The sequence below is a fragment of the Streptomyces sp. NBC_00454 genome (assembly GCF_041434015.1).
Taxonomy (GTDB): domain Bacteria; phylum Actinomycetota; class Actinomycetes; order Streptomycetales; family Streptomycetaceae; genus Streptomyces.
Genome location: NZ_CP107907.1, coordinates 4052169 through 4072912 on the forward strand (window position 1 = coordinate 4052169; position 20744 = coordinate 4072912).

Annotated in this window: 16 protein-coding genes; 5 read left to right on the forward strand and 11 right to left on the reverse strand. The window is 75.9% G+C overall.

The window, feature by feature from the left end:
- Positions 1-110: 110 nt before the first annotated feature.
- Positions 111-1469 (forward strand): MFS transporter, encoded by a 1359-nt coding sequence (locus tag OHU74_RS18880; protein WP_371616992.1) that lies wholly within the window; start codon positions 111-113, stop codon positions 1467-1469.
- On the opposite strand, the gene OHU74_RS18885 is transcribed toward OHU74_RS18880, so the two are convergent.
- A complete protein-coding gene (locus OHU74_RS18885) occupies positions 1459-1917 on the reverse strand; it encodes an Lrp/AsnC family transcriptional regulator (protein ID WP_330297575.1) in 459 nt (152 codons plus the stop codon). The genes OHU74_RS18880 and OHU74_RS18885 overlap by 11 nt on opposite strands.
- A gap of 78 nt (positions 1918-1995) precedes the next feature.
- Here OHU74_RS18885 and OHU74_RS18890 point away from each other — a divergent pair, with 78 nt between their 5' ends.
- Positions 1996-3114 (forward strand): Glu/Leu/Phe/Val dehydrogenase dimerization domain-containing protein, encoded by a 1119-nt coding sequence (locus tag OHU74_RS18890; protein ID WP_371616993.1) that lies wholly within the window; start codon positions 1996-1998, stop codon positions 3112-3114.
- Positions 3115-3169: 55 nt separating this feature from the next.
- The gene (locus OHU74_RS18895) at positions 3170-3799 is read left to right on the forward strand and encodes a hypothetical protein (RefSeq protein WP_371616994.1); all 630 of its coding nucleotides are present in this window, start codon (positions 3170-3172) and stop codon (positions 3797-3799) included.
- Between the two features lie 20 nt (positions 3800-3819).
- On the opposite strand, the gene OHU74_RS18900 is transcribed toward OHU74_RS18895, so the two are convergent.
- The 10 genes from OHU74_RS18900 to OHU74_RS18945 all read right to left on the reverse strand — a co-directional run bounded on the left by OHU74_RS18900 (position 3820) and on the right by OHU74_RS18945 (position 18570).
- Entirely contained in the window at positions 3820-5040 is a 1221-nt protein-coding gene (locus OHU74_RS18900) for a hypothetical protein (protein WP_371616995.1), read from the reverse strand.
- Between the two features lie 10 nt (positions 5041-5050).
- Entirely contained in the window at positions 5051-5878 is an 828-nt protein-coding gene (locus OHU74_RS18905; protein ID WP_371616996.1) for a hypothetical protein, read from the reverse strand.
- Positions 5871-8240: a hypothetical protein gene (locus tag OHU74_RS18910; protein WP_371616997.1), complete on the reverse strand. Its 2370-nt coding sequence runs from the start codon at positions 8238-8240 to the stop codon at positions 5871-5873. Before OHU74_RS18910 ends, OHU74_RS18905 begins: the two co-directional genes overlap by 8 nt.
- A complete protein-coding gene (locus OHU74_RS18915; protein ID WP_371616998.1) occupies positions 8221-8910 on the reverse strand; it encodes a hypothetical protein in 690 nt (229 codons plus the stop codon). The genes OHU74_RS18910 and OHU74_RS18915 overlap by 20 nt, the downstream gene beginning before the upstream one ends.
- Positions 8907-10766 (reverse strand): thiopeptide-type bacteriocin biosynthesis protein, encoded by a 1860-nt coding sequence (locus tag OHU74_RS18920; protein WP_371616999.1) that lies wholly within the window; start codon positions 10764-10766, stop codon positions 8907-8909. Before OHU74_RS18920 ends, OHU74_RS18915 begins: the two co-directional genes overlap by 4 nt.
- Positions 10767-10793: 27 nt before the next feature.
- The gene (locus tag OHU74_RS18925; RefSeq protein WP_371617000.1) at positions 10794-12755 is read right to left on the reverse strand and encodes a TOMM precursor leader peptide-binding protein; all 1962 of its coding nucleotides are present in this window, start codon (positions 12753-12755) and stop codon (positions 10794-10796) included.
- Entirely contained in the window at positions 12752-14476 is a 1725-nt protein-coding gene (locus OHU74_RS18930) for a hypothetical protein (protein WP_371617001.1), read from the reverse strand. The genes OHU74_RS18925 and OHU74_RS18930 overlap by 4 nt, the downstream gene beginning before the upstream one ends.
- Positions 14473-15609 carry a hypothetical protein gene (locus OHU74_RS18935; protein ID WP_371617002.1) on the reverse strand — a complete coding sequence of 379 codons (1137 nt, stop codon included), beginning with the start codon at positions 15607-15609 and terminating at the stop codon, positions 14473-14475. Before OHU74_RS18935 ends, OHU74_RS18930 begins: the two co-directional genes overlap by 4 nt.
- The gene (locus OHU74_RS18940) at positions 15606-18284 is read right to left on the reverse strand and encodes a lantibiotic dehydratase (RefSeq protein WP_371617003.1); all 2679 of its coding nucleotides are present in this window, start codon (positions 18282-18284) and stop codon (positions 15606-15608) included. Before OHU74_RS18940 ends, OHU74_RS18935 begins: the two co-directional genes overlap by 4 nt.
- Before the next feature lie 109 nt (positions 18285-18393).
- Complete coding sequence (locus OHU74_RS18945; RefSeq protein ID WP_371617004.1) at positions 18394-18570, reverse strand: thiazolylpeptide-type bacteriocin; 177 nt, start codon at positions 18568-18570, stop codon at positions 18394-18396.
- Positions 18571-18970: 400 nt separating this feature from the next.
- Between OHU74_RS18945 and OHU74_RS18950 the strand changes: the two genes are divergently transcribed.
- Positions 18971-19912, forward strand: coding sequence for an ABC transporter ATP-binding protein (locus OHU74_RS18950; protein WP_371617005.1), 942 nt, complete (start codon positions 18971-18973; stop codon positions 19910-19912).
- Between the two features lie 94 nt (positions 19913-20006).
- Complete coding sequence (locus OHU74_RS18955) at positions 20007-20744, forward strand: ABC transporter permease (RefSeq protein ID WP_371617006.1); 738 nt, start codon at positions 20007-20009, stop codon at positions 20742-20744.

A 20744-nucleotide genomic window follows, 5' to 3' on the forward strand; every position in this document is an offset into this window, starting at 1 on the left:
CCCGACCCCACCCCACTCCCGTCCGGGCCGGTCGGACGTCCCGTCCCCGTCATGTGCACACGTACGCACATGTTGGCTACGATGGAGGCTTCCGACCGGGACGGGGTCCGATGCTTTCCGTGCTGAGCAACCGCACCTACCGCCGTCTGTTCACGGCCCAGGTCATCGCCCTGGTCGGCACCGGGCTGGCGACCGTCGCGCTGAGCCTGCTCGCGTACGACCTCGCGGGGGCGAACGCCTCGGCGGTGCTGGGCACGGCGCTCGCGATCAAGATGACCGCCTACGTCGCCATCGCCCCCCTCGCCGGCGCGGTCGCGGACCGGATACCGCGCCGCACGCTGATGGTGGCGATGGACCTCACCCGCGCCGCCGTCGCGCTCGCCCTGCCCTTCGTCACCCAGATCTGGCAGATCTACGTACTGATCTTCCTGCTCCAGGCCGCGTCGGCCGCCTTCACGCCCACCTTCCAGGCGACCATCCCCGCCGTGCTGCCCGCCGAACGCGACTACACGCAGGCCCTGTCGATGTCGCGGCTGGCCTACGACCTGGAGAGCCTGTTCAGCCCGGCACTGGCCGCCGCCCTGCTGGCCCTGGTCTCCTACGGCCGGCTGTTCATCGGCACGACCGTGGGGTTCGCCGCCTCCGCGGTGCTCGTCGCCGCCACCGCGCTGCCGAAGCCCGCGCCGGCCCCGCGCACCGGCGGCGCGTACGCCAAGGCCGCGTTCGGGACGCGCCTGTTCCGGGCCACGCCCCGGCTGCGGGCCCTGCTCGCGCTCGACCTCGCCGTCGCCGCCGCGGGGGCCGTCGTCTTCGTCAACACCGTCGTCCTGGTCCGGGAGCACTTCGGCCGCCCCGCCGCCGCCGTCTCGCTCGCCCTCGGCGCGTACGGGGCCGGGTCCATGCTGACCGCGCTGCTGCTGCCGCGCCTGCTGGGCCGGTTCACCGACCGCGCCGTCATGCTCCCCGCCGCGTTCTGCCTCCCGGTGGTCCTCGCGGGCGTGGCCGCACTCACCGCCGCGGGCCCCGGCGCCGGAACCTGGTGCGCCGCCCTGGCCGCGTGGGCCGCGATCGGCGCCGCCTGCTCCGGCGTCATGACCCCCGGCGGCCGGGTCATCCGCCGCTCCACCGCCGACGCGGACCTGCCCGCCGCCTTCGCCGCCCAGTTCTCCCTCTCCCACGGCTGCTGGCTGCTCACCTACCCGCTCGCGGGCTGGCTCGCCGCGGCCGCCGGACTCCCCGCCACGGCCGCCGTGCTGGGCGTCATCGCGCTGGCGGCCGCCGTGGCCGCGAAGGCGCTCTGGCCCGCCCGCGACCCGTCGCAGATCGAGCACGTCCACCCCGAACTGCCCCCGGGCCACCCCCATCTCGCCGGCGCCCGCCCCGTCCGCGGCGGCTGGCTCCACGACCACCACTACGTCATCGACCGGTACCACCACCACTGGCCCCGCCCCGGGCGCGTCAGGGCGTGAGGGGCGCGAGCACCTGGTTGTGGGTGTGCTGGTAGATCACGGACGTGCGGAACCCGACGACTTCGCGGCGTTCGGTGAACTTGTCCATGAGGAAGCCGTGGAGGTAGTCCACGCTGGGCACGGAGACGTGCACGATCATGTCGTCGCCCCCGGTGACCACGTAGACCGTACTGACCTCGGGCAGACCGGCCGCGTACGTCTTGAACGCCTCGATGACCGCCCGGCTGAGGGGGCGGATCTGGAAGTGGATCAGCGCCTGGACGTGACGGTTCAGGGCGGCCGGGTCGACCGCCGCGTGGAAGCCGGTGACGACCCCGCGGGCGCGCAGGGCCCGCACCCGTTCCAGGCAGGTCGACGGGGCGATGCCGAGGGCGCGGGCGAGATCGCGGTTGGTCTGCCGCGCATCGCGCTGCAGATGCCGGACGATCGCCGAATCAAGTTCGTCCATGCGGAGATTATGGCCGCCCGCTCCGAATTTCGTTCGGCCACCGGTCACTTGGCCCGTCGGAGTGGCTAGCTTCGCGCCATGACAGCCGCACTTGAGCACCCTGTGACCCTCGGAATCCCGCACCCCACCCACGAGTTGGTGCAGGTCGTACGCGGCCGCCGCAGCGGCCTCGCGATCACCGTCGCCATCCACTCGACCGCCCTCGGCCCGGCAGCGGGCGGATGCCGGATCGCCCACTACGCCGACCCGGCCGCCCCGATCGCGGACGCCCTGCGTCTCGCGGAGGCGATGACCGGGAAGAACGCGCTCGCCGGTCTGGAACACGGCGGCGCCAAGGCGGTCGTAGCCCTCCCGACCGCGGACCGGCCGACCGGAGTGGAGCGCACGGCCCTGCTCCACGACATCGGCGACGCGATCGAATCGCTCGGCGGCCGCTACATCGCCGGCCCGGACGTGGGCAGCGGCCCGGCCGACATGTCCGTGATCGGCGAACGCACCGCGCACGTCTGCTGCCGCCCCGTCGAGGACGGCGGCAGCGGCGACTCCTCCCTCCACACCGCGCGCGGCACCCTGGCGGCCCTGGGCGCGGTGGCCGAAGAGGCCTTCGGCTCACCGGAACTCGCCGGCCGGACCTTCGGGGTGATCGGCCTCGGCGCGGTCGGCGCCCACGTGGCGCGGCTCCTGGAACGCGCCGGGGCCCGGCTCGTGGTGAGCGACATCGACCCGGCCGCACGCCGCCTGGCCGAGGAGCTCGGCGCGACCTGGGTGGACCCCGACGGCGCCCTGGCCGCCGAGGTCGACGTCCTCGTACCGGCCGCCCTCGGCGGTCTGCTCACCGCCCGCACGGCGGGGCTGCTGCGCTGCGCCGCCGTCGCCGGCCCCGCCAACAACCAGCTCGACGAACCGGCCACCGCCGACCTGCTCGCCGCCCGGGGCGTCCTCTGGGCGCCGGACGTGGTCGTCAGCTCCGGAGGAGTCATCCACGCCACCGGGGTCGAACTGCGCCAGGAGTCCGAGGAGCGGCTGACCGAGCGCATCGAGGGGATCGCCGACACGCTCCGCCAGGTCTTCCACACGGCCCGCACCCACCGCACCACCCCCGCGACCGCCGCCGTAACCCTCGCCGGACAACGGATCCGCGAGGGCCGCTCGCAGTCCGGGGCGCCGGCATCCCCGGGGGCGGGGAAGGAGCGCTGACGGCGACGCGGGAGCGCTGCGGGCGACCCTGGCCGAGCGGCTGAGCCTGAAGAACGTGCCCACCGCGGCCGTCGTCGATCTGACGCTCGACAAGAAGTGCGCGGACAGGGCCGGCACCCTCGCGTTCTCGCTGCCCGACAACGCCCCGGCCACCCAGCGGTTCACACTGATCCGGGGCGTGGAGCACACCCCGCAGTACGGGTGGGCGCTGGTGGAAGCCCTGCTGGCAGCCATGGCCGTATTCCTGCTGATGATCTGGCAGGCGGATGCCTTCGGCACGGTGCGGAGGAACTGGCCGGGCGCCAAAATGCCGATCGATGCGCCGTACTCGGTCAAGGACAGCTGGCTCACGACGGCGAAGTTCAAGGCGGTCGGCCACGGCTGGGGGCTGGTCCTCTCCGCCTCCACCACCCTGACCGGCGACTTCGGCCAACTCGCCACACTCTTCGCCATGGTGATCTCCGCGGACGGGACGGGACGGGACTGGACGGGTCTGGTGAAGGTGCTCCTCGAGATCGGCCTGTGCGCCGCGGCCGCCCTGGTGACCCTCTACGCCGTGCGTTTCGTACGCGGGGCACTCGCAGTCGGGTGCCCCGGAACCGCGCCCGGCCAGTCGACTGCCGTGGGCTCCGCCAAGGCCTCCACCGCGGCTCCCGTCAGGACCTCCAGTACGGCGGCGCTGTAGGGCCCGCCTCCGTCAGCCGGTCAGCCGGTCGGCAGGGAGAGTTCGGTGTACCTGCCGCGCCCTCCGAGCAGGGTCAGCAGGATGGTCTCGTCGGGCTCCAGCCGTGCGGCGGCGGCGAGTTCGGGTGCGCGGACACTGCGGACGGGCCGGAGGAAATAGCCGTGGGCGCCGGCGGCCAGGGCGAGCCGCTGGTAGCAGGCCCCGGCCGCCAGCAGGGCGCCGCGGACGGTCTCGGGCCCGGCGGCGGGGTCCTGGCGGGCGACCAGCAGGAAGCCGGTGTCGCAGGCGGCCGCGTCCACCCGGTGCGCGGGATAGGTGAAGGCCGCGGCGACCGCGTCCGGGGAGACCGGCACCAGCCGCAGCGGCGCGCCCTTCGACTCCGGCAGCCCGATGTCCGCCGCAGCCGCCCGCAGCAGGGCGGGGAGCGCCTCCGCTCCCCGGGGGTCGGGTCTGCGGCTCGGTACGAGGCCCAGCGGGCCCCGGCCGGCGCTGCGGCGGCGGAGCACGTCCAGCACCCCGAGACCGGCGAGCAGGTCGCCGAAGGGGCGGGCGAAGGAGCCGGGGTCGAGCGGCCAAGCCGGTGCGGCCGGTGCGGGCGGGTGCGTCTGGGTGGTGCGCGGAGCGCCGGGGGCGTGCCAGGCGGAGACCGGGGAGCGGCCGGGCGCAGGCTCGGCGTCGGTGCGGGGCCACTCGGGAAGCAGCAGACCGGTGAGCCAGGCCGCAGTGGCGTGGTGCATCCCGGCTTCCAGGAGGCCGACGACCTCGCGCACGGGAGCGTAGCCCTCCGGGACGCGGTGGAGGTCCGCTTCGAGGCGCAGCCCCGTGGGGGCGAAGGGTTCCCGCGCGGGCACCAGGGCGTGGCGCGCGGGGTCGTACTCGGCTTCGTGTCCGTCGGAAGCGAAGGTGAGCCGGGCGACGCGGACGCCCCGGATGGAGGCGGTGGCGGCGTGCGGTCCGACCAGGTCCCGGGGTTCGAGACGGCGCACACCGATGGTGCCGTCGGCGATCGCGGTGAGGGCCGTGAGGGCGGTCAACTGGGTTGCGTCTGTGGCTACTTTGGCCTCGGTGCCGACCAGCGGGGCCGTCCCCGGGTACGGCAGTGCGAGCGCGGGTCCGGGCTCCGGGGCGGGCCGGTGGTAGACGGGGCGGCCCTGCGGGCGGCCGCTCGCGACCAGGTCCCACAGGTGCCGCCCGGCGGAGGCGGGGCTGTGGCCGGGGCTGGTGTCGGTGGTGAGGGTCAACGGGGGCTCCCTAGCGGCTGGACGAGCCATCGGCGTCGGTGAGGGTGAGGGTCAGGGGGTCGATGGACAACGGCAGTTGGGGCCAGTGCCAACCGTCGGGCCCGGAGGCTTCGGCGAGCGCGGCGTGGAGTACGGCCGCGGCGGCCAGCGCGCGGACCGGCGGGGCGAAGGCGGTTGGCAGCCGGTCGGCCGCCGTATCCGCCGTACCCGCTGCATCCGCCGCAGGTTCCGTACCGATCCGTTCGGCCACGAGGTCGCCGCCCCCCGCGGTCAGCCGGAATCCGGTGGAGGCTGCTCCGCTGTGCGCGTACAGCCTCAGTCCGGCGCCTGGACGGGTGGGGAGGAGTTGCCCGTCGAGGCCCCAGTCGCGGGCGGCGGCCCGCAGCGCGCCGGTCTCCACCCCGTCGCCGACCGGTTCCCAGACCGTCGTCGCGATGCGGTCGATCGCGGCCGTCGGGTCGGCGGCCCAGGAGAGGGCGTACCGGTGCCAGGGCAGTTCCGAGGAGGCGATGGCGGCGGGCACCAGGACGGCCGCCCCGGTGGAGAGCAGGGCGTCGAGGAGCGAACGGGGCAGCCGCTCGGGGCCGATGCCGGTTTCGAGGTGGCCCGCCAGCCGCGGCCAGGTCCGGCCGAGGGCGGGTGCGCGGAGCGTGTGTTCGCCCTGGAGGGTGCGGACGAACAGCCCGTCGGGGGTCGCCACCGCCACCGTGGCGGGCCGCAGCACCAGCAGCCGCTCCTCCCGGTCGGAAGGTGCGGGGCCGGGGTGCGGGTCCGTCGGTGTCGCCGGTGTCGACGGGGTCCCGTGGGGGGTCCCGTGGGCGGGTTCGTGGTCAGGCATGTCCTTCTCCGGTCTCTTGCCCCACCAGGAGGCCGATCAGTGCCGCACGGTCGATCAGGCCCCCGCCGAGCCGGGCCGCGGCGGCGACCGGGACGATGCCGTGGACCAGGCAGGAGTGCAGGCCGGCCGCACCGCCCGCGAGCGCGACGAGGGCCAGCAGCGCGGCCGCGTCCCGCAGGGCGCCGGGGTCGCCGCGCAGCGTGAGGTCCGTGTGGGCCAGGAGCAGTGCGGCCCGTCCGGGCAGGCCGGGCTGCATGAGGACATCGCCCGCGGTCCCCGGCGCGAGCAGCGTCAGGCGGATGCCGGAGGTGTCGATCCCGGCGGCGCGGGCCCGGCTGCGGGCCCGGCGCAGCGCGAGCGTGAGGGAGCCCCGGTCGGCAGGCTGCCAGCCCAGGTCGCGCCGGCTGCGGCGGGCCCGGAGCCCGGCCTCGGCCAGGAGGCTCCGCCGGTGCCCCGCCGTGACCTCGACGGACCCGAACGGCAGGAACCCCGGAGGCAGTTCGGGCAGCCGCCCGTCGGACAGCCGGGCCCGCAGACCGGCCGCCGAAGCCGCCGTGACGGTCTGCGCGAGCAGCGCACCCGCTTCGGCGGAGGCGATCCGCCGCCCGGACTCCCCGTACTTGCCCACCAGCCGGGCCACGTCCACCGCCAGGCCGAAGCCCCCGGCGGGCGGCCCGCCGGGGAGGTGCGCCGCCTGGAGGGCGGCCGGATCGTCCGAGGCGTGCCGCGGCTGGACGAGCAGGGCCCCGTCCCGGCCGGGGGCGATCAGCGTGCCCGCGCCGAGGTTGCCCGCGGAGGGGGCCCAGCGGTCGATCGCGGAGTCGGCGGACCGGCGGCCCGCGACCCTGACGAGGAACTCCGTCCAACGGGGCTCCGTAAGGAAGCCCGCCAGGTCCGCGGTGAGCGGCTCGCCCGGGAGCACCGCGTGCTGGAGGCCGATGGCGGCCTGCGTGAAGTGGACCTCCTCCGCGGCCGGTGCGCGCCAGCGACGGGGCGGCGCAGCCGCGAGCAGCACGGCCGGGAGGGCCTCGGCGGCGGTACGGGCCCGGTCCGGCCGGGCGGGCCGGCCCGCGCAGCGGGTACAGCCGGGGGCGGGCCCGAGGCCGTGGGCCCGGGTGGTGCCGGAGCCGGGGGTGTGCGCGACCACCAGGCCGGGACGGGCTCCGCGGCCGATCCCGGCAACGGTGTGGACGGCCTCGGCGACCGCGAGGGCGGCCAGCAGGCCGAGGTCCCCCGTCACCGGCCCCGTGGCAGGCGGACGTTGGGCGACACAGACCGGGCAGGGAGTTTCGCCGGGCTCGGTCCACGGCCCGACCGTGACGGTCCCGCCTCTAGCGCACACCGGGAGCTGAGGCCTGGTCTCGGCCGGATCCGCAGCGCGGTCGACGACCAGCAGCAGCTCGCGTTCCCCCGTCGTGGCGGGCCAGCTCCGCGCCAGCTCCCGGCTCAACTCCCGGGCCAGCGCGGAGTCCCCGACGACGACCGGCCGAACCTGCCGCCACGCCGCGACCACGGCGACCCCGCCAGAGTGGCGGCGGGTGGTCGCGGCCCAGCGCCCGCAGAACCGCAGGACGGCGTCTTGCGTTGCCGCGTCTTGCGCCGCTGGGCCGGGCGGTGTGGCGTCTTGCGTTGCCGCGGCGGGCGTTGCTGCGTGCTGTGTTGCCGCGCCGGGCGCTATCGCGTCCTGCACTGCCGGGCCGGGCGCTGCCGGGCCGGGCGTTGCCGCGTCTTGCGCCGCTGGGCCGGGCGGTGTGGCGTCTTGCGTTGCCGCGGCGGGCGTTGTCGCGTCTTGCGTTGCCGGGCTGGGCGTTGCTGTGTGCTGCGCCGCAGCGTCGAGCGCCGTCGCCTGCTGCGTTGCGGCGGCGGGCGCCGTCGCGTGCTGCGTTGCCGCGCGGAGCGTTGCTGCGTGCTGTGTTGCCGCGCTGGGCTCTGCCGTGTCTTGCGCTGCCGGGCCGAGCGCTGCCGCGCCGGGCGTTGCCGTGTCTTGCGTCGCCGGGCCGAGCGCTGCCGCGTCCTGCGCCGCAGCGTCGAGCGCCGTCGCGTCTTGCACTGCCGCGTCGAAGGACCCGTACTCGGCTCCGGTCGGCGGGGCGTCGTCCTGCTCCCAGAGGCCCAGGGCGTGCAGCAGCTCGGCCTCGTGGGCTTCGGCAGGCCGGCCCGCCAGGACCTCGCCGAGCCGGGTGCCCGCCGCGCCGCCGAGCCGCCAGGTCCGGGGGCCGCCGGTCACCAGGAGCCCGGCGGGGCCGTGTTCGACCCCGAGGCCGGCGGGCGGGCGGCCGGGCACGGCTCGCGGCGGCAGCCGGCCGCTGCGTACCGCCTCCATCAGCGCGGGGATGCGCTGGTCAGCCGAGATCCGGGGCACCGTTGCCTCCCCGCATCCGCTGCCCGTCGAGGTCGAGCGCGTACCAGTCCCCGGGGCGGGCCCCGGCGAGCTGCCGCAGCAGCCCCGCCGCGACGGCCGCGTGGTGCGGCAGGGCGCCGGTCGGTACGGGCTGGTGGGCGTCGGCGAGCGCGGCGTCGCCGACCACCAGCCAGCCCGACCGCTCCACCACGGCCAGCCGGGCCCGCGCACGGTGCTCGGCGGTGACGAACCGGTGCTCCCGCCCGCGCGCCGCGAGGAGGCGACGGAGGTCGGGGTTGGGCACGGCGACGACCGGCCGGTCCACGCCCCCTCCCATGGCCAGGTCCCTGGCCGAGCCCACGGCCCGACCCCCGGACCCGGCCCAGTCCCCGGCCTGGCCCACGACCCCGTCCCCGTCCCCGGCCCGGCGCCCGGCCCGGCCCTCGGCCACGTCCACGTCCACGGCCTGGTCCACGGCCCGGCCCCGGGCCGCGCCTACGGCCTGGTCCATGGTCCCGGCCCGGTTCACGGCCGAGCCTTCGGCCCGGTTCACGACTGAGTCCCTGGCCGAGTCCCCGGCCTGGGCCGAGCCCGCGGCCTGGTCCACGGCCTGGGCCTGGGCCTGGTCCACGGTCCGGGTCTGGTTCAAGGCCGCGTCCACGGCCACGGCGCGGCCCCCCGCCAGGTTCACGGGTTCACCCCGACCGGGACCAGGTACAGCGGCTGGGTGAACAGGCCGTCCCAGCCGGCGGCGACGGCGAGTTCGTCGTCGTAGAAGCCGCCGATCGGGAGGGTCTTGAGGCCGAGGGCGGTGGCGGTGAGGAGCAGGTTCTGGGCGAGGTGGCCCGCTTCGAGCAGGGCGAAGCGGATCCCGCGCTGCCCGTACCGGGGGGTGATGGCGGCGGGGGCGATGCCGAGCAGCAGGAGGACGGGGGCTTCGTCGGCAGCCACCGGACGCAGCCCGCCGTCGCGCGGCTCGGTGTACGGGGAGGCGGCGAGCAGGGCGGTGGTGTCCACCGCGGTACGGGGGGCGAGGGAGTGCGAGCCGGGCAGGTAGCGGTAGGCGCCCGGGGCGATTCCGGCCACCCGCTGCACGATGACGTCGAGCAGGACCGGGCGTACGGCGCCCGCGGAGGGGTGCGCGTACAGGTCGAGCCGGACCGGTCGGCCGGCCTCCTCCACGTCCACGGTGGCGGTGACCCCGGCGGCGAGGCCGAGCAGGGTGCCCAGGTCGGCGGCGTCCAGTTCGCCTCCGAAGCGGCCGTAGGCGCTGCGCCGCAGCCCGAGGGCGTCCGCGAGGTCCGGGGCGGCGAGCCGGGCCGGGTCGGCGGCCGGCAGCGGGACGGGGGCGCCGGGCAGCAGGTCGCGGGCCGCGGCCGGGTCGGGGCGGTCCGTCTCCTTGCGGGGGGCCTGGCGGCCCATCGCGCCGCGCCGGAACTTGGCCGCCTGGAGGAAGTCCGTGGCCGCCATGCGGCCGGTTGCGTGGAGGGCGTCCGGGCCGGCCGCGCCGGCCAGCGCGAGGCTCGCCAGCCAGGCGAGGAACGCCTCGTCGGCGACCGGCACGCCCAGCCGGTTGGCCAGCATGTGCCACTGGCTGGTCAGCGCGGGCCACGGACCGTGGCGCAGGTCGTCGCCGATGGCCTCCAGGTCACGGGCGTACGTGGTCACGGCGGCGGCCCAGCGGCCGGGCAGCCCGGTCCCGGATGCGGTCGAGGTCCCGGCCGCGGTCCCGGTCCCCGCCCCGGCTCCTGCTCCGGTCCCGGTCCAGTCGGTGAACCGTCCGCGCAGCCGGGTCACCGCCGTGCGGAACTGCTCGGGCCGCTGGTCGTGTTCCGCTTCGGCACGGGACCGGGCGGCTGCGACGTCCACCCGGGGTGCCCCGGGCAGGGTGGCCCAGGACAGTGCGTACCGGCGCAGCACGGCGGCGACGGTGAGCTCGTCGAAGCCCGCGTCCAGCAGACCGGCGACGTGGCCGGCGAGCAGCCCGAGGGCGGCTCCGGTCCGGGAGGTGCCCGTCAGGACGGCGGGGAGGGCGGCGGCGGCCACCTCGCTGGACAGCTGGAACAGTTCCTCGCCGAGCGGCATGGCGCGGGGGCCGCCGTAGCGCTCCGTCTCCGGCTGGTAAGTCGGCCGCAGGACCGTGCCGGACGGCTGCCAGCCGAGGTTGCGGGCCCCGTCCGGGTCGGCGGTGTGGGCGTAGAAGGCGCCGGGGTCGAGCGGCGCGGCACCCGGAAGGGTGCCGGTGGTGGCCGCGAGACGGACGGCGACGGCGTCGGCCGCGCCCGGCCGGGCGTCGCGCAGCCGGAGCCGGACGTGGGGTCCGCCCTCCCAGTACCGCAGGGCGAACCAGCCGGTGGCGAGACCGCCTTCGGCGGCCCGGCGGCCCTCCGCGGCGGCGGCGAGGTACAGGTGGTCGGCGGTGGTGCGGTCGCCGTGTGCGAAGACGTGCAGGGACTGCCACGCGGTCGTAGCCGGGGCCGGGGCCGGGGCCGGGGCCGGGGTTGGGTTTGAGGTTGGGGTGGTGGCCGTGGTCGTGGTGGTGGGCATGGGATTCCTCAGGAGAAAGAGACCGGCCTACGGGAACGGGTGCGGCAGCGGTGCGCCGCGGTGGCCGGTGCGGGCCCTGGCCCGGTCCAGCCGGGGCAGGCCGGTGGTGCGGTGGTGGACGTGCCCGAAGGTCACCGGCACCGCGCCGGGCGCGATGAGCTTGACGGTGCTCAGACCGAGGGCGGCGTCGCGCCGGCTCGTCAGGTCGACGACCACCGGCGGCATCCCCGCCGCCGTCATCTCGTCCAGCACCCGGGTGAGCAGGCCGGTCAGGTCGTCGCTGCGCCGGGTCCGTTCCCAGGCGTCCTGACGGTCGCCCAGGTCCGTGGCGGGAAGGCCGGAATCCAGCAGGTAGTCGAAGCGGTGCAGGGCCTCCGGGAGGGTGTACAGCGCCACGTGGTCCTCCATGTCCCGTACCAGCGTGGGGTCTTCCAGCATCCGCAGCCGCTGCTCCCGGTCCACGGTGGGGCGCCTGCCCTGGAGCAGGATCATCACGACCACCTCCAGCAGCGCCGCACGGGCGGCGCGCTGCGGATCGAAGTGGGCGCCGGCGGCCGAGAAGCTGGCGGCGTCCGGACGGTCCGCGGCGATCGCCAGGGCCTGGACCACCGGAACGCCGGTGTCCGTGGTCGCGTCGAAGAGGTGGACCTCGTACCCCTCGGCCAGGGCCCGCTGCCGGAAGAGCAGTGCGGTCGGGTCGGTGAGCGCTTCGGGGACGATCGGCGGCGCCGCCTCGCGGGCGTACCAGCGCAGCAGGAAGGCGTCCCGTTCGAGCAACTCCAGCGCCGCGTGCAGGGTGGCCTCCTCCCGGTTGGAGCCCACCGCGCAGCCGTTGGAGCACTCGTAGAGGAACATCGCCTGGTCCGGGCGCGAGGGCACCCCGTAGTGCGCCACGTGCTCCGGTACCAGGACCTCCCGCTGCTCCGCGTGGGACCAGGCCGGCACCCAGGTGGTGACGGTGTCGGGCCGGTACGGGTCGAGGATCGTGGCCGGATGGTTCTCGTACCCGGCCGCGGGCAGCCCGAGGACGGCCGGATCGAGGGCGGCCGCGCCGAGGTCCCGGTAGCTCGCGGTGACCCGCCGGTGCCTGCGCTGCGGGCGGCAGCCGCTCTCGCGCTCGACCGCCTCCAGGAGCCCTACGGTCCGGGCACCGGCATGGTCGTCGCCGCGGCCGTATCCCCACAGCCGCCGGTGCACGTTCGGCAGGGCCACCTCTACGCCGACCAGCGCGCCGGGGGCGAAGGCGTCCCGGTAGGCGCGGCGCATGGGGCCGAAGCGGTGGTCGACCAGCAGCCGTTCCAGCCGTTCCCCGTCGGGTACCTCCTGGCAGCGCAGCGAACCGGGGCCGCTCATGGTCCGCGGCACGAAGGGGCCGGGCTGCGGGTCCTCCTCGCCCCGGTCGCAGCCCCGGCAGCCGACCACCGGGGTGAGCCGGTGCCAGGTCAGCGTCCCGGTGACCAGGTCGAGGCAGAGCACCGGCCGGCCGGTCGCCTCGTCACAGGCCTCGGTGCGCCCGCGGAGCTCGTCCAGCAGGTCGGGCAGGGCGGGCAGCCAGTGCGCCCCGGGCAGGGCGCGGCCGAGGTCGTCGGCGACCTCCGGGCCCGCCCCGGTCTCGGCGGGGTTGAGCCCGGTGTCGTCGAGCACGGCCCGGTGCCGGCTGTCGGCGCAGAGCAGGCAGGCCCGGCCGTCCGGGGGCAGGAGCGGGCCGAGCTGGAGGACGTCGCCGATCAGGCGGGCCGCCAGGGTCGTGCGGCCCTGCTCCCGGGCGGAGTTGTCGAGCGTGCTCGCCCGCTCGGCCGGGGATCCGTCGAAGCCGACGACCTCCGGCGCCGGTGCCTGTCCGGCCGCCCAGGCGCGCAGCTCGTCCAGGAGCCGCTGCCGGGCGGGCGCGGCGGTGGAGCGCGGCCCGGTCGGCGCGGGCGCGGCGGTGAGGGTGTCGCCCGTGGTCGGGGGAGCGCCTGTCGGCGCCCCGGTTGTCAGAGGACTCATGATCTACCTACCCATCCCACGTGAACGGCGGCTTCCTGCCACCGCGGCCCGACCAGCAGCTGGCGTACGGTCGTTCCCGGGACCGCGGTGGCGAGGCGGTCCAGGGCCTGCCGGTGCGCTTCGGGCTCTCCGGCCTCCAGGCCTGCCACCAGCTCCGCGTCCCCGGCCAGTGCCGCGAGCGCGGTGGCGTGCGGATCGACGACCTCCGCGGAGAGCTGGGCATCGGAGAGCTGGGCGTCGGCGTCCCCGTCCCCGGCCAGCAGCTGGGTCCGGGCGGCGGCCAGGCGGAGCGCCTCCGCCACGGCGGTGTCCTCGTCGGGGCCCGAGGCCCGGTGGAGGACCGGCTCGGCGGCGTGCGGCAGCCACAGCTCGGCCTCGGCCACGGGCAGCAGCCCACCCCGGTGCAGCCGGACCGGGCCGAGGCGGGGCGGGGCCGCGGCGGGCGCGGAGCGGGCCAGTACGGCCATGCCCTCCGCCCAGCGGATCCGGGCCGCCTCCGGAAGGGGTTCGACGGGCTGCCACTGCTCCGGCGCCTCGGCGACCGGGGGTGCGAGGGCCACGGCGGAGCGGGCGGCGAGGTCGGCGACCAGGCCGAGGTCCCCGAGCCCGGCCACCGCGTGGGCGCCGGGCGGGGCGACGGCGGCCGCGGCCAGCCGGGCCGCGCCGAGGGCGGCCGCCACCCAGGCGGCGTCGTGGGTGTCGCCGAGGCCGACCACGGTCCGCAGGCCGGGCGGGAACGGGCCGGTGGCGGGCAGGGTGCAGGAGGTCATGGCGGTGGGCATCTGGAGGAGCCGGCCGGGGTGCGGCTCGCGCCAGGGGCCGAGTTCGGGGTCCCAGTCGCCGGACAGGGCGTCGATGACCGGGCCGAAGTCGTCCGGGGCGGTGCGCGGGGACGTGCCGAGGGGGCGCGGCGTCCGGGGGGTGAGGTCGGCGGGTTCCGGCAGGGCCCGCAGCTGGACGCCTCCGCGGGTGACGCTGTGCCACAGGTGGGGCAGGGCCGGGCCGGAGAGGGCGCGCAGCACCCGGTGGACGGCGACGGCGGCCACCAGGGCGGGGGAGAGCGGCCCCGGTGTCTGCGGGGCGGCGGCGCCCGGGTCGCGCGTCCAGCGCGCGAAGGTGTCGGCGCCCGCTCCGTCGACGACGGCGAAGCCGTCGCCGTGGGCCAGTACGGCGGCTTCGGCGACCGGCCGGTCCGCGGAGTCGCGCGCGGTCACCCGTAGGACCAGGCCCGGTTCGGGGGCGTCGGCGGTGATCCGGGCCGGGTCGGCCTGACCGCCGAGGCCGGTGCGGGCGGCGTCGGTCCACTGGCGTGTGCCGCTCAACTGCCAGTGCAGGGAGGCGGGATCGTGCCAGGAGTCGTCCGTGGCGAGGGCGGCGGTCTGGGCCGCCGTCGGGGTGACCTCCCGGCGGACCAGCAGGCCGTGCTCGTCGAGCAGCCCGGTGAGCACGGACCGCGCCCGCCGGGCACCGTCCTGCGCCGGCTCGGCGCCGCTGACGAGCTCGATTCCGGCGGCCCGCCAGAGCGCGGGCAGCCCGGCGGCGGTACGCAGCCGTACGGTGCCACCCGCGCGGTGGAGCACCAGCCCGTCCTCCACGGCCCGGACCCGGGCCCCGGGCCGGAGCCGCGGGGCGGCGGGCGGTGCGGAGGGCGGGACGTCGATCGGTGCGGCGGACGGTGCGTCGATAGGTATGTCGATCGGCATGTCGAGCGGTGCGCTCATGAGCGGGCCTCCGCCCCGGTGGCGAGGAGTTCGCGCCAGTCGACGCCGAGCAGCCGCTCGACGGAGTCGCACAGCGCGAACGCGGCGAAGTAGCGCTCCACCGGGGAGACGTCGAGCAGCGGGACGGTGCGCAGGAACTGGTTGACGACGAAGCGGTAGGCGGCGAACTCGGTGACGTGGACGCGCTCGGGCAGGTGGTCGAGGCCGCGCAGGGTCCGGTGGAACTCGCTGTAGCCGCGGTCGGCGCCGAACTCCCAGCGGGTCCGCTCCGCGGGCCAGTGCTCGGCCGCGAGGGCGGCGTACCCGGAGCCGAGGTCCTCGCCCAGTTCGCCGCGTGCGGCGGCGGCGCTCGCGTGCGCGAGGGCGCGGCCGAAGGCCGCGGACCAGGCGGCGGTCGCCTCGTCGGCGCCGGTGTAAGGGCCGCGCCGGGCGCCGTCCGGGTGGTCGTCGTCGATGGAGTCGAGGACGTCCGCCACGATCCGGTCGACGGAGACCGCCACCCGGGCGTGCTGCTCGGCGAAGCGGGTCCGCAGCAGTCCGTCGGGGTCGTTGAGGTGGAGGTACTCCTCCAGGTGGGAGCGGTAGGTGAGGTGTCCGGAGCGCACTCCGCCGACCGGCCAGGTGGCGGCCAGCGCCACCATCGGCGCGATGGCCCGGATGGCGCCGGGCAGCTCGCCCAGGCTCCGGGACACGGCGAGGGCGGGCAGGAATTCGGCCATCACCCGCTGTTTCAGGCGGAGTCCGGCGGCGCCGATGAGTCCGGTGATCTGCTCGGAGGGCAGCTCCTCGACGGCGACGGTGTTGTCGGGGCGCAGCGGCCCGTAGGGGCCGGGCACGAGCTCGGCGCGGCCGAGGGCCTGCGACCGGGCCAGGTGGGTGGGCTCGTCCAGCGGCTGCGGCGAGCGGTGCCGGGCGAGCACCGCTCCGGCGCGTGCGGCCACGGCTTCGAAGCGGTCCTCGGCGCCCCAGATGCGGATGTGCGGGCCGCGCAGCCAGTGCCGTTCGAGGCCGAGCCCGGGGCCCGCGCCTTCCGCCAGCAGTGCGGCGGCGAGGTCGGTGCTGAGGCCCAGCTTGGTCTCGGCGTGGTGGGAGATCACCAGGACGGGGAGCCCGGCGCTGTGGTCGTTCGTCATGAGTCCTCACGGGGGGCCGGTCCCGGGGCCACGACGGTCTCCAGGACGTACTCGGTGCAGCGGTCGCCGGTCAGCAGGTCGGTGGGGCGGTCCTCGGTGTCGGGCAGCGCCTCGGTGACCCGGATCCGGGCCGCTCCCGCCGTCCAGGCGGGCAGCGAGCGCAGGTCGAGCATCGAGCGGAGGTCCACCGGTACGGGCTTGGTGCGCATGGCCACGAACTGCTGCCAGGCGCCCTCGGCCTGCGGTTCGGCCCGGACGAAGACCCGGGCGGGGATGCCGTGGCGCAGCCGGAAGGCCTCCATGGCGAGCAGGGCGGTGGTGTCGTCGTCGCCGGGACCGCGGACGGGGAACGCCCCGGCCGGCATGGTCCAGGCCCGGCGGGTCACCACGACCCGGCCGGCCGTCACCCGCGGGTGGTGCACGATCGCAGCCGGGTCGCTCTCCCGCTCGACGTCCGCGCCGAGGTCCATCCGGACCAGCGGGCCGCGCCCGAGCATGTAGAGGGCGGCGTCGCGTGCGGGGAGCAGGAAGGGCACGAGGAAGCCGAAGTAGGCGGGGTGCACGGGGCGTCCGGCGGCGTCCTCGGCGCTCAGGGTGTCGGCGCCGACCCGGATGGACAGGGTCGCCGGATCGAGTACGGACCCGCCCGGCAGCTCCGGGCGGGGCCGGTCGGTGGTGGTGAACGAGCGGTCCAGCAGCGGCGGGTGGACGTTGGCGTTGAAGCCGTGCACGGGGCGCAGCTCGACCGCGTCCGGTCCCAGCAGTTCGGCGAGCCGGGCCCGGACCTCCGCGACCACTCCGTCGCCCCATCCGCTGAGGAACCGGGAGGTCATCTGGGCGTAGCCGTCGTGCACGGCGTTGAGCACGGCCCCGTCGATCCGGGGCGTCCCGTCGGGCCGGGTGCTCTGTCCGGTGGGCTGGACGAAGTAGGCCAGCGCCTGGCGTTCACGCCGCAGTTCGCGCGGTACGGACTCGGCCCAGCGGCGCAGCCTGGCCGGGGTCCAGACGACCTCGCGCTGTCCGGCCCGGCCCGCGGCGGCGAGTTCGGCGGCGGCCTGCGCGCGCAGTTCCACGAGCTTCGCGACGGCGGGGTAGCCGGCGCAGACCTCGGCGACGAGCCGGTCCCGGTCGAGCGACTGCCCGGCCAGGAACTCGGGGAGCCGCCGGGCGAGTTCGGCGAAGGGGATGAGGCCTCCGACGCCGACCTCGGCGGCGAGGGAGCGGTGCAGGATCGCGTGCCCGATGTGGGTGTTGTCGAAGATGTCGGCCACGGCCGTGAGCGCGGCCAGATCGTCTTGGACCTCGGTCCATGCCGCGGTGGGGAAGGCCACCGGGCGGGCGGCCGACACGTCCTCGTAGGCGGGCCGGGCGGGGGTCGCCCCGGCGGCGCTCCACGCCTGCGCGAGGGCTTCGACGGCGGCCGCCCGGTCTCCGGAGCCGTGGCGCGGGTGCAGGGCGTCGGTGGCGTCGGCGATGGCGGCCAGGTCGTCGGCCAGTGCGTCGCCGCCGGGGATCACCAGGGCGCGCAGGCGCTGCGCGGCGTCCCGTACGGGGTCGGCGTCGTCGGGGTCCACCGGGTCCCACCGGCGCAGCGCGCCCGCGGCCAGGAGCTGGTCGACCAGGGCGGCCGCGCGCGGGGTCCGCTCGGGGTCGCCGCCGCTGAGCAGTGCGGCCAGCTCCCCGCGCGTGCGGGGGCCGGCGGTGAGTGCGCCGAGCACGGCACGGACGGCGAGGGTGGCGCGCAGGGTGACGGTCCGGCTGCGGCCGTCCACGATCCGGGACTGGCCGCCGGCGTCGTCCACGGGCTGCTGGAAGGCGACGGTCGTGCCGTCGTCGGCGGTGAGGGAGGCGGCGGTGAGCGGCTCGGCCCCGCCCAGCGCGGCCAGGCGTGCGCGGACCAGGCGGTGGAGCGCGGCGAGGTCGGTGGTCAGCCGGATGCCCAGGCCGGTGGCGGGGTCGAGGTCGAGGGGGCCGTCGGACAGGGGCAGTTCGCCGCGTCGGCTCCCGTCCCAGGCCAGGCCGACGGCGGTGTAGTGGGAGAAGGGGCTGGTGCGGTGCAGGGCGCGCGCGGCGGTGCGCAGCAGCCGGGGTTCGCGCTTGCGCAGCTGCTTGTCGGGCGCTCCCGCGGCTGCGGCGTAGCGCCGCGCGGTGGCCGCCAGCGAGGCGCTGGACATCGTGGCCGCGAGCTGGAGCGCCGGGTCGGCCAGGGTCCGCGACAACCAGGCTCGTTCGCCCGCGAGTTGTTCTCCGACGAGGGTGGAGAGCCGGGCCAGGGCCTCGCGTTCGACGCCGAGTGCCGTGCGCCACTGCTCGGCCAACGCGCGGATGTCCTCGGGGAGTTCGTCCCCGGGCGCGGGCGGTACGGCGGGCAGGGCCGCCGCGGAGTCCAGGTCGCGCTGGATCCGCCGGGCCAACGCCACTGCGGCGCGGCGCAGTTCGGGCTGCTGATCGCGGCTGCCCAGGGGGTACAGCGCGGCAAGCAGGGCGCGGGCGTCCCGGTGTCGTTCGCCGCGGAGCAGGTGGAGGTTCTCGAGTTCGTGGTGGTGGAGTCGGGGGCGGGGCGGTGCGGTCACGAGATTGGCACGCACCAGGACCCAGGGCGCCGCCCCGGTCCGGGCTGCCCCGGCAGTGGCCGCGTCGGGCCCCGCCGGGTGGGTGGTCGCTGCACGCGGCATACGGGGTCTCCTTGGCGTCAGGTCTGTCGAGGGCGCCCCCTCGGGGGGCGGCAGAGCTCCCGCCGCCCCCCGAGTGAGGTCATCCGCTGTCGTTCGTCCGCGAGGAGGATCAGACGCAGCAGGTGGAGGTGGAGCCGCAGGTGGAGTGCGAGTCGCAGCTGCTGCTGCCGGAGGAGGCGCCGGTCTCCGGGAGCTGCACGGCGTCGCGGACCTCGCCGACCTCCAGGACCTCGAGGTCCAGGCCGCCGAAGTCGATGCCGGCGGCCGCGTTGATGTTGTTCGACATGGTGTTTCCTCTTTCGGTAATTCGCTGAAGTGGTTTCTCAGCGCAGTGTCCGGCCTTTCCGGGTTTCGTTCGTCCCGTTCGGCCGGTGACACATTTCTCGCACCCCTGGCGATGACCCGTCAATGGATCTTCGAATTCCGGTGACAACTGTCAGAGGGGCCCGGTGACAGACCATCCATAAATCACCCCCGAGGTATGACAGCTGTCATGGAATGGCCCCGCCCGAACGGCCTGGACGCCTGTGCTCGGGGGATTTCCGGTCAACTCTCCGGTCATCGTCTGCCGAGCCATGACAACTGTCACGGGGCAGTCGTCACAAGCGACCCTGGGCAACCCCACTTCCACCGGAATAGGCTCGGATTCGCCCCCACGCGCAGAACGGAGCAGGAGAGTGACATTGATGGAAACGGAACGCAGGAGTACGGCACCGGACGAAAACGCGGGAATTCTCGCGGTGGACGTGCGCGGCCTCGAGGTCCGTTATCCGGGTGCGGACACCAAGGCCGTGGCCGGTGTCGATTTCCAGGTGCGCCCCGGTGAGATCGTCGCGCTGCTCGGCCCGAACGGCGCGGGCAAGTCCACCCTGATCGGCACCCTGCTCGACCTGATCGAGCCGACCGCCGGCTCGGTCCGGGTGTTCGGCTCCACGCCCCGCGGCGCGCTGGAGGCGGGCCGCGTCGGCGCGATGCTGCAGACCGCGGGACTCGCCGAGCAGGTGTCGGTGAAGGAGCTGATCTCCTTCGTCGCCTCGCTGCACCGCGACCCGATGCCGCTGGCCGAGGTGCTCGCCGCCGCTTCGCTCGAGGACATTGCGGGCCGCCGGGTCGAGAAGCTCTCCGGTGGCCAGCGCCAGCGGGTGCGGTTCGGGCTGACCCTGGTCGGCCGGCCGCAGCTGCTGATCCTGGACGAGCCCACCAACGAGATGGACGTGGCCTCCCGTCAGTCGTTCTGGGCGCAGGTCCGGGCCGCAGCGGCGGACGGCCGCTCCGTCCTCTTCTCCACCCACCACATGACCGAGGTGGAACAGGCGGCGGACCGCGTCGTCGTCATCGCCGGCGGCCGCACGATCGCCGACGAGACCCCGCAGGAACTGCGCCGCCGCTCCGGCGGATCGACCGTCCGGTTCCGCTCCGCCCGCCCGGTCCCGTCCGCCGAACTGCTCGCCCTGCCCGGAGTGACCGGGTGCAGCGAGGAGGCCGACGGTCTGAAGCTGACCACCGTCGATCCCGACGCGACGGTCCGTGCCCTGGTGGTCCAGGTGCCGGACGCCTCCGATCTCCAGGTCCAGGCGGTGGACCTGGAGGAGGCCTACCTCTCCGTGGTGGCCTCGGCCGGCCTCTGACGGCCCCTTCCCGCCACCCAGCCCTTCCCCCCCACACCGTCCTTCCGGCCCCGCCGTCCCCCGGTCCCCACCCCTCACGGAGGCTCAGCCCCCCATGGTTTCCTACCTGCTCTTCGAGGTGCGCCGCACCCTGCGCAACCCCCGGTTCCTCGTGATGACCCTGCTGATGCCGGTCATGATGAACATCGTCTTCGTCCAGCTCAACAAGGGCCGCATCGGCGACGGTTCGGCGGCCGAGTTCGCCTCGAACTACATGATGAACATGGCGGCCTTCGCGACGGTCTCCGCCTGCCTCTCGACCGCCGGCCACCGGCTCTCCCAGGAGCGCGGCAGCGGCTGGTTCCAGCAGCTGACGCTGACTCCGCTGACCTCCGCGCAAGTGGTGCTCGGCAAGCTGCTCTCGGCGGTCTCGGTCGGCGTCCCGGCCGTCATCGCGGTGTTCGTGACCAGCGCACTGGTCAACGGAGTGCACCTGCCGCCGGCCCGCTGGGCGCTGGCCCTCGCCGTCGTGGCCGTCGGATCCTTCGCCTTCAGCGCGCTGGGCGTGGTGATCGGACTGCTGACCAGCGGAGAGACCTCGTACGCGGCCAGCATGATCGCGCTGATGTTCTTTGCCCTGCTCGGCGGCCTGTGGCTGCCCACCGAGATCCTGCCCGCCTGGGTCGCGAAGCTGACCACGCTCACGCCCTCCTTCCAGATCGCCGACTCGGGGCGGACCCTGATCGCCGGCGGAATGCCCGGCTGGCAGACCCCGGTCGTCTTCGCCGCCTGGACCGCGGCGTTCGGGGCACTCGCGCTGGCAGCGTTCCGCCGGGCCGCCCGGAAGCGGTAA

What these genes read in the sequence shown, in the direction of transcription:
- OHU74_RS18945 (WP_371617004.1), bottom strand. Translation starts at nt 18,570, where the DNA reads ATGTCGAACAACATCAACGCGGCCGCCGGCATCGACTTCGGCGGCCTG.
- OHU74_RS18920 (WP_371616999.1), bottom strand. Translation starts at nt 10,766, where the DNA reads ATGCCCACCACCACGACCACGGCCACCACCCCAACCTCAAACCCAACC.
- OHU74_RS18940 (WP_371617003.1), bottom strand. Translation starts at nt 18,284, where the DNA reads ATGCCGCGTGCAGCGACCACCCACCCGGCGGGGCCCGACGCGGCCACT.
- OHU74_RS18925 (WP_371617000.1), bottom strand. Translation starts at nt 12,755, where the DNA reads ATGAGTCCTCTGACAACCGGGGCGCCGACAGGCGCTCCCCCGACCACG.
- OHU74_RS18890 (WP_371616993.1), top strand. Translation starts at nt 1,996, where the DNA reads ATGACAGCCGCACTTGAGCACCCTGTGACCCTCGGAATCCCGCACCCC.
- OHU74_RS18905 (WP_371616996.1), bottom strand. Translation starts at nt 5,878, where the DNA reads ATGCCTGACCACGAACCCGCCCACGGGACCCCCCACGGGACCCCGTCG.
- OHU74_RS18935 (WP_371617002.1), bottom strand. Translation starts at nt 15,609, where the DNA reads ATGACGAACGACCACAGCGCCGGGCTCCCCGTCCTGGTGATCTCCCAC.
- OHU74_RS18930 (WP_371617001.1), bottom strand. Translation starts at nt 14,476, where the DNA reads ATGAGCGCACCGCTCGACATGCCGATCGACATACCTATCGACGCACCG.
- OHU74_RS18885 (WP_330297575.1), bottom strand. Translation starts at nt 1,917, where the DNA reads ATGGACGAACTTGATTCGGCGATCGTCCGGCATCTGCAGCGCGATGCG.
- OHU74_RS18950 (WP_371617005.1), top strand. Translation starts at nt 18,971, where the DNA reads ATGGAAACGGAACGCAGGAGTACGGCACCGGACGAAAACGCGGGAATT.
- OHU74_RS18880 (WP_371616992.1), top strand. Translation starts at nt 111, where the DNA reads ATGCTTTCCGTGCTGAGCAACCGCACCTACCGCCGTCTGTTCACGGCC.
- OHU74_RS18955 (WP_371617006.1), top strand. Translation starts at nt 20,007, where the DNA reads ATGGTTTCCTACCTGCTCTTCGAGGTGCGCCGCACCCTGCGCAACCCC.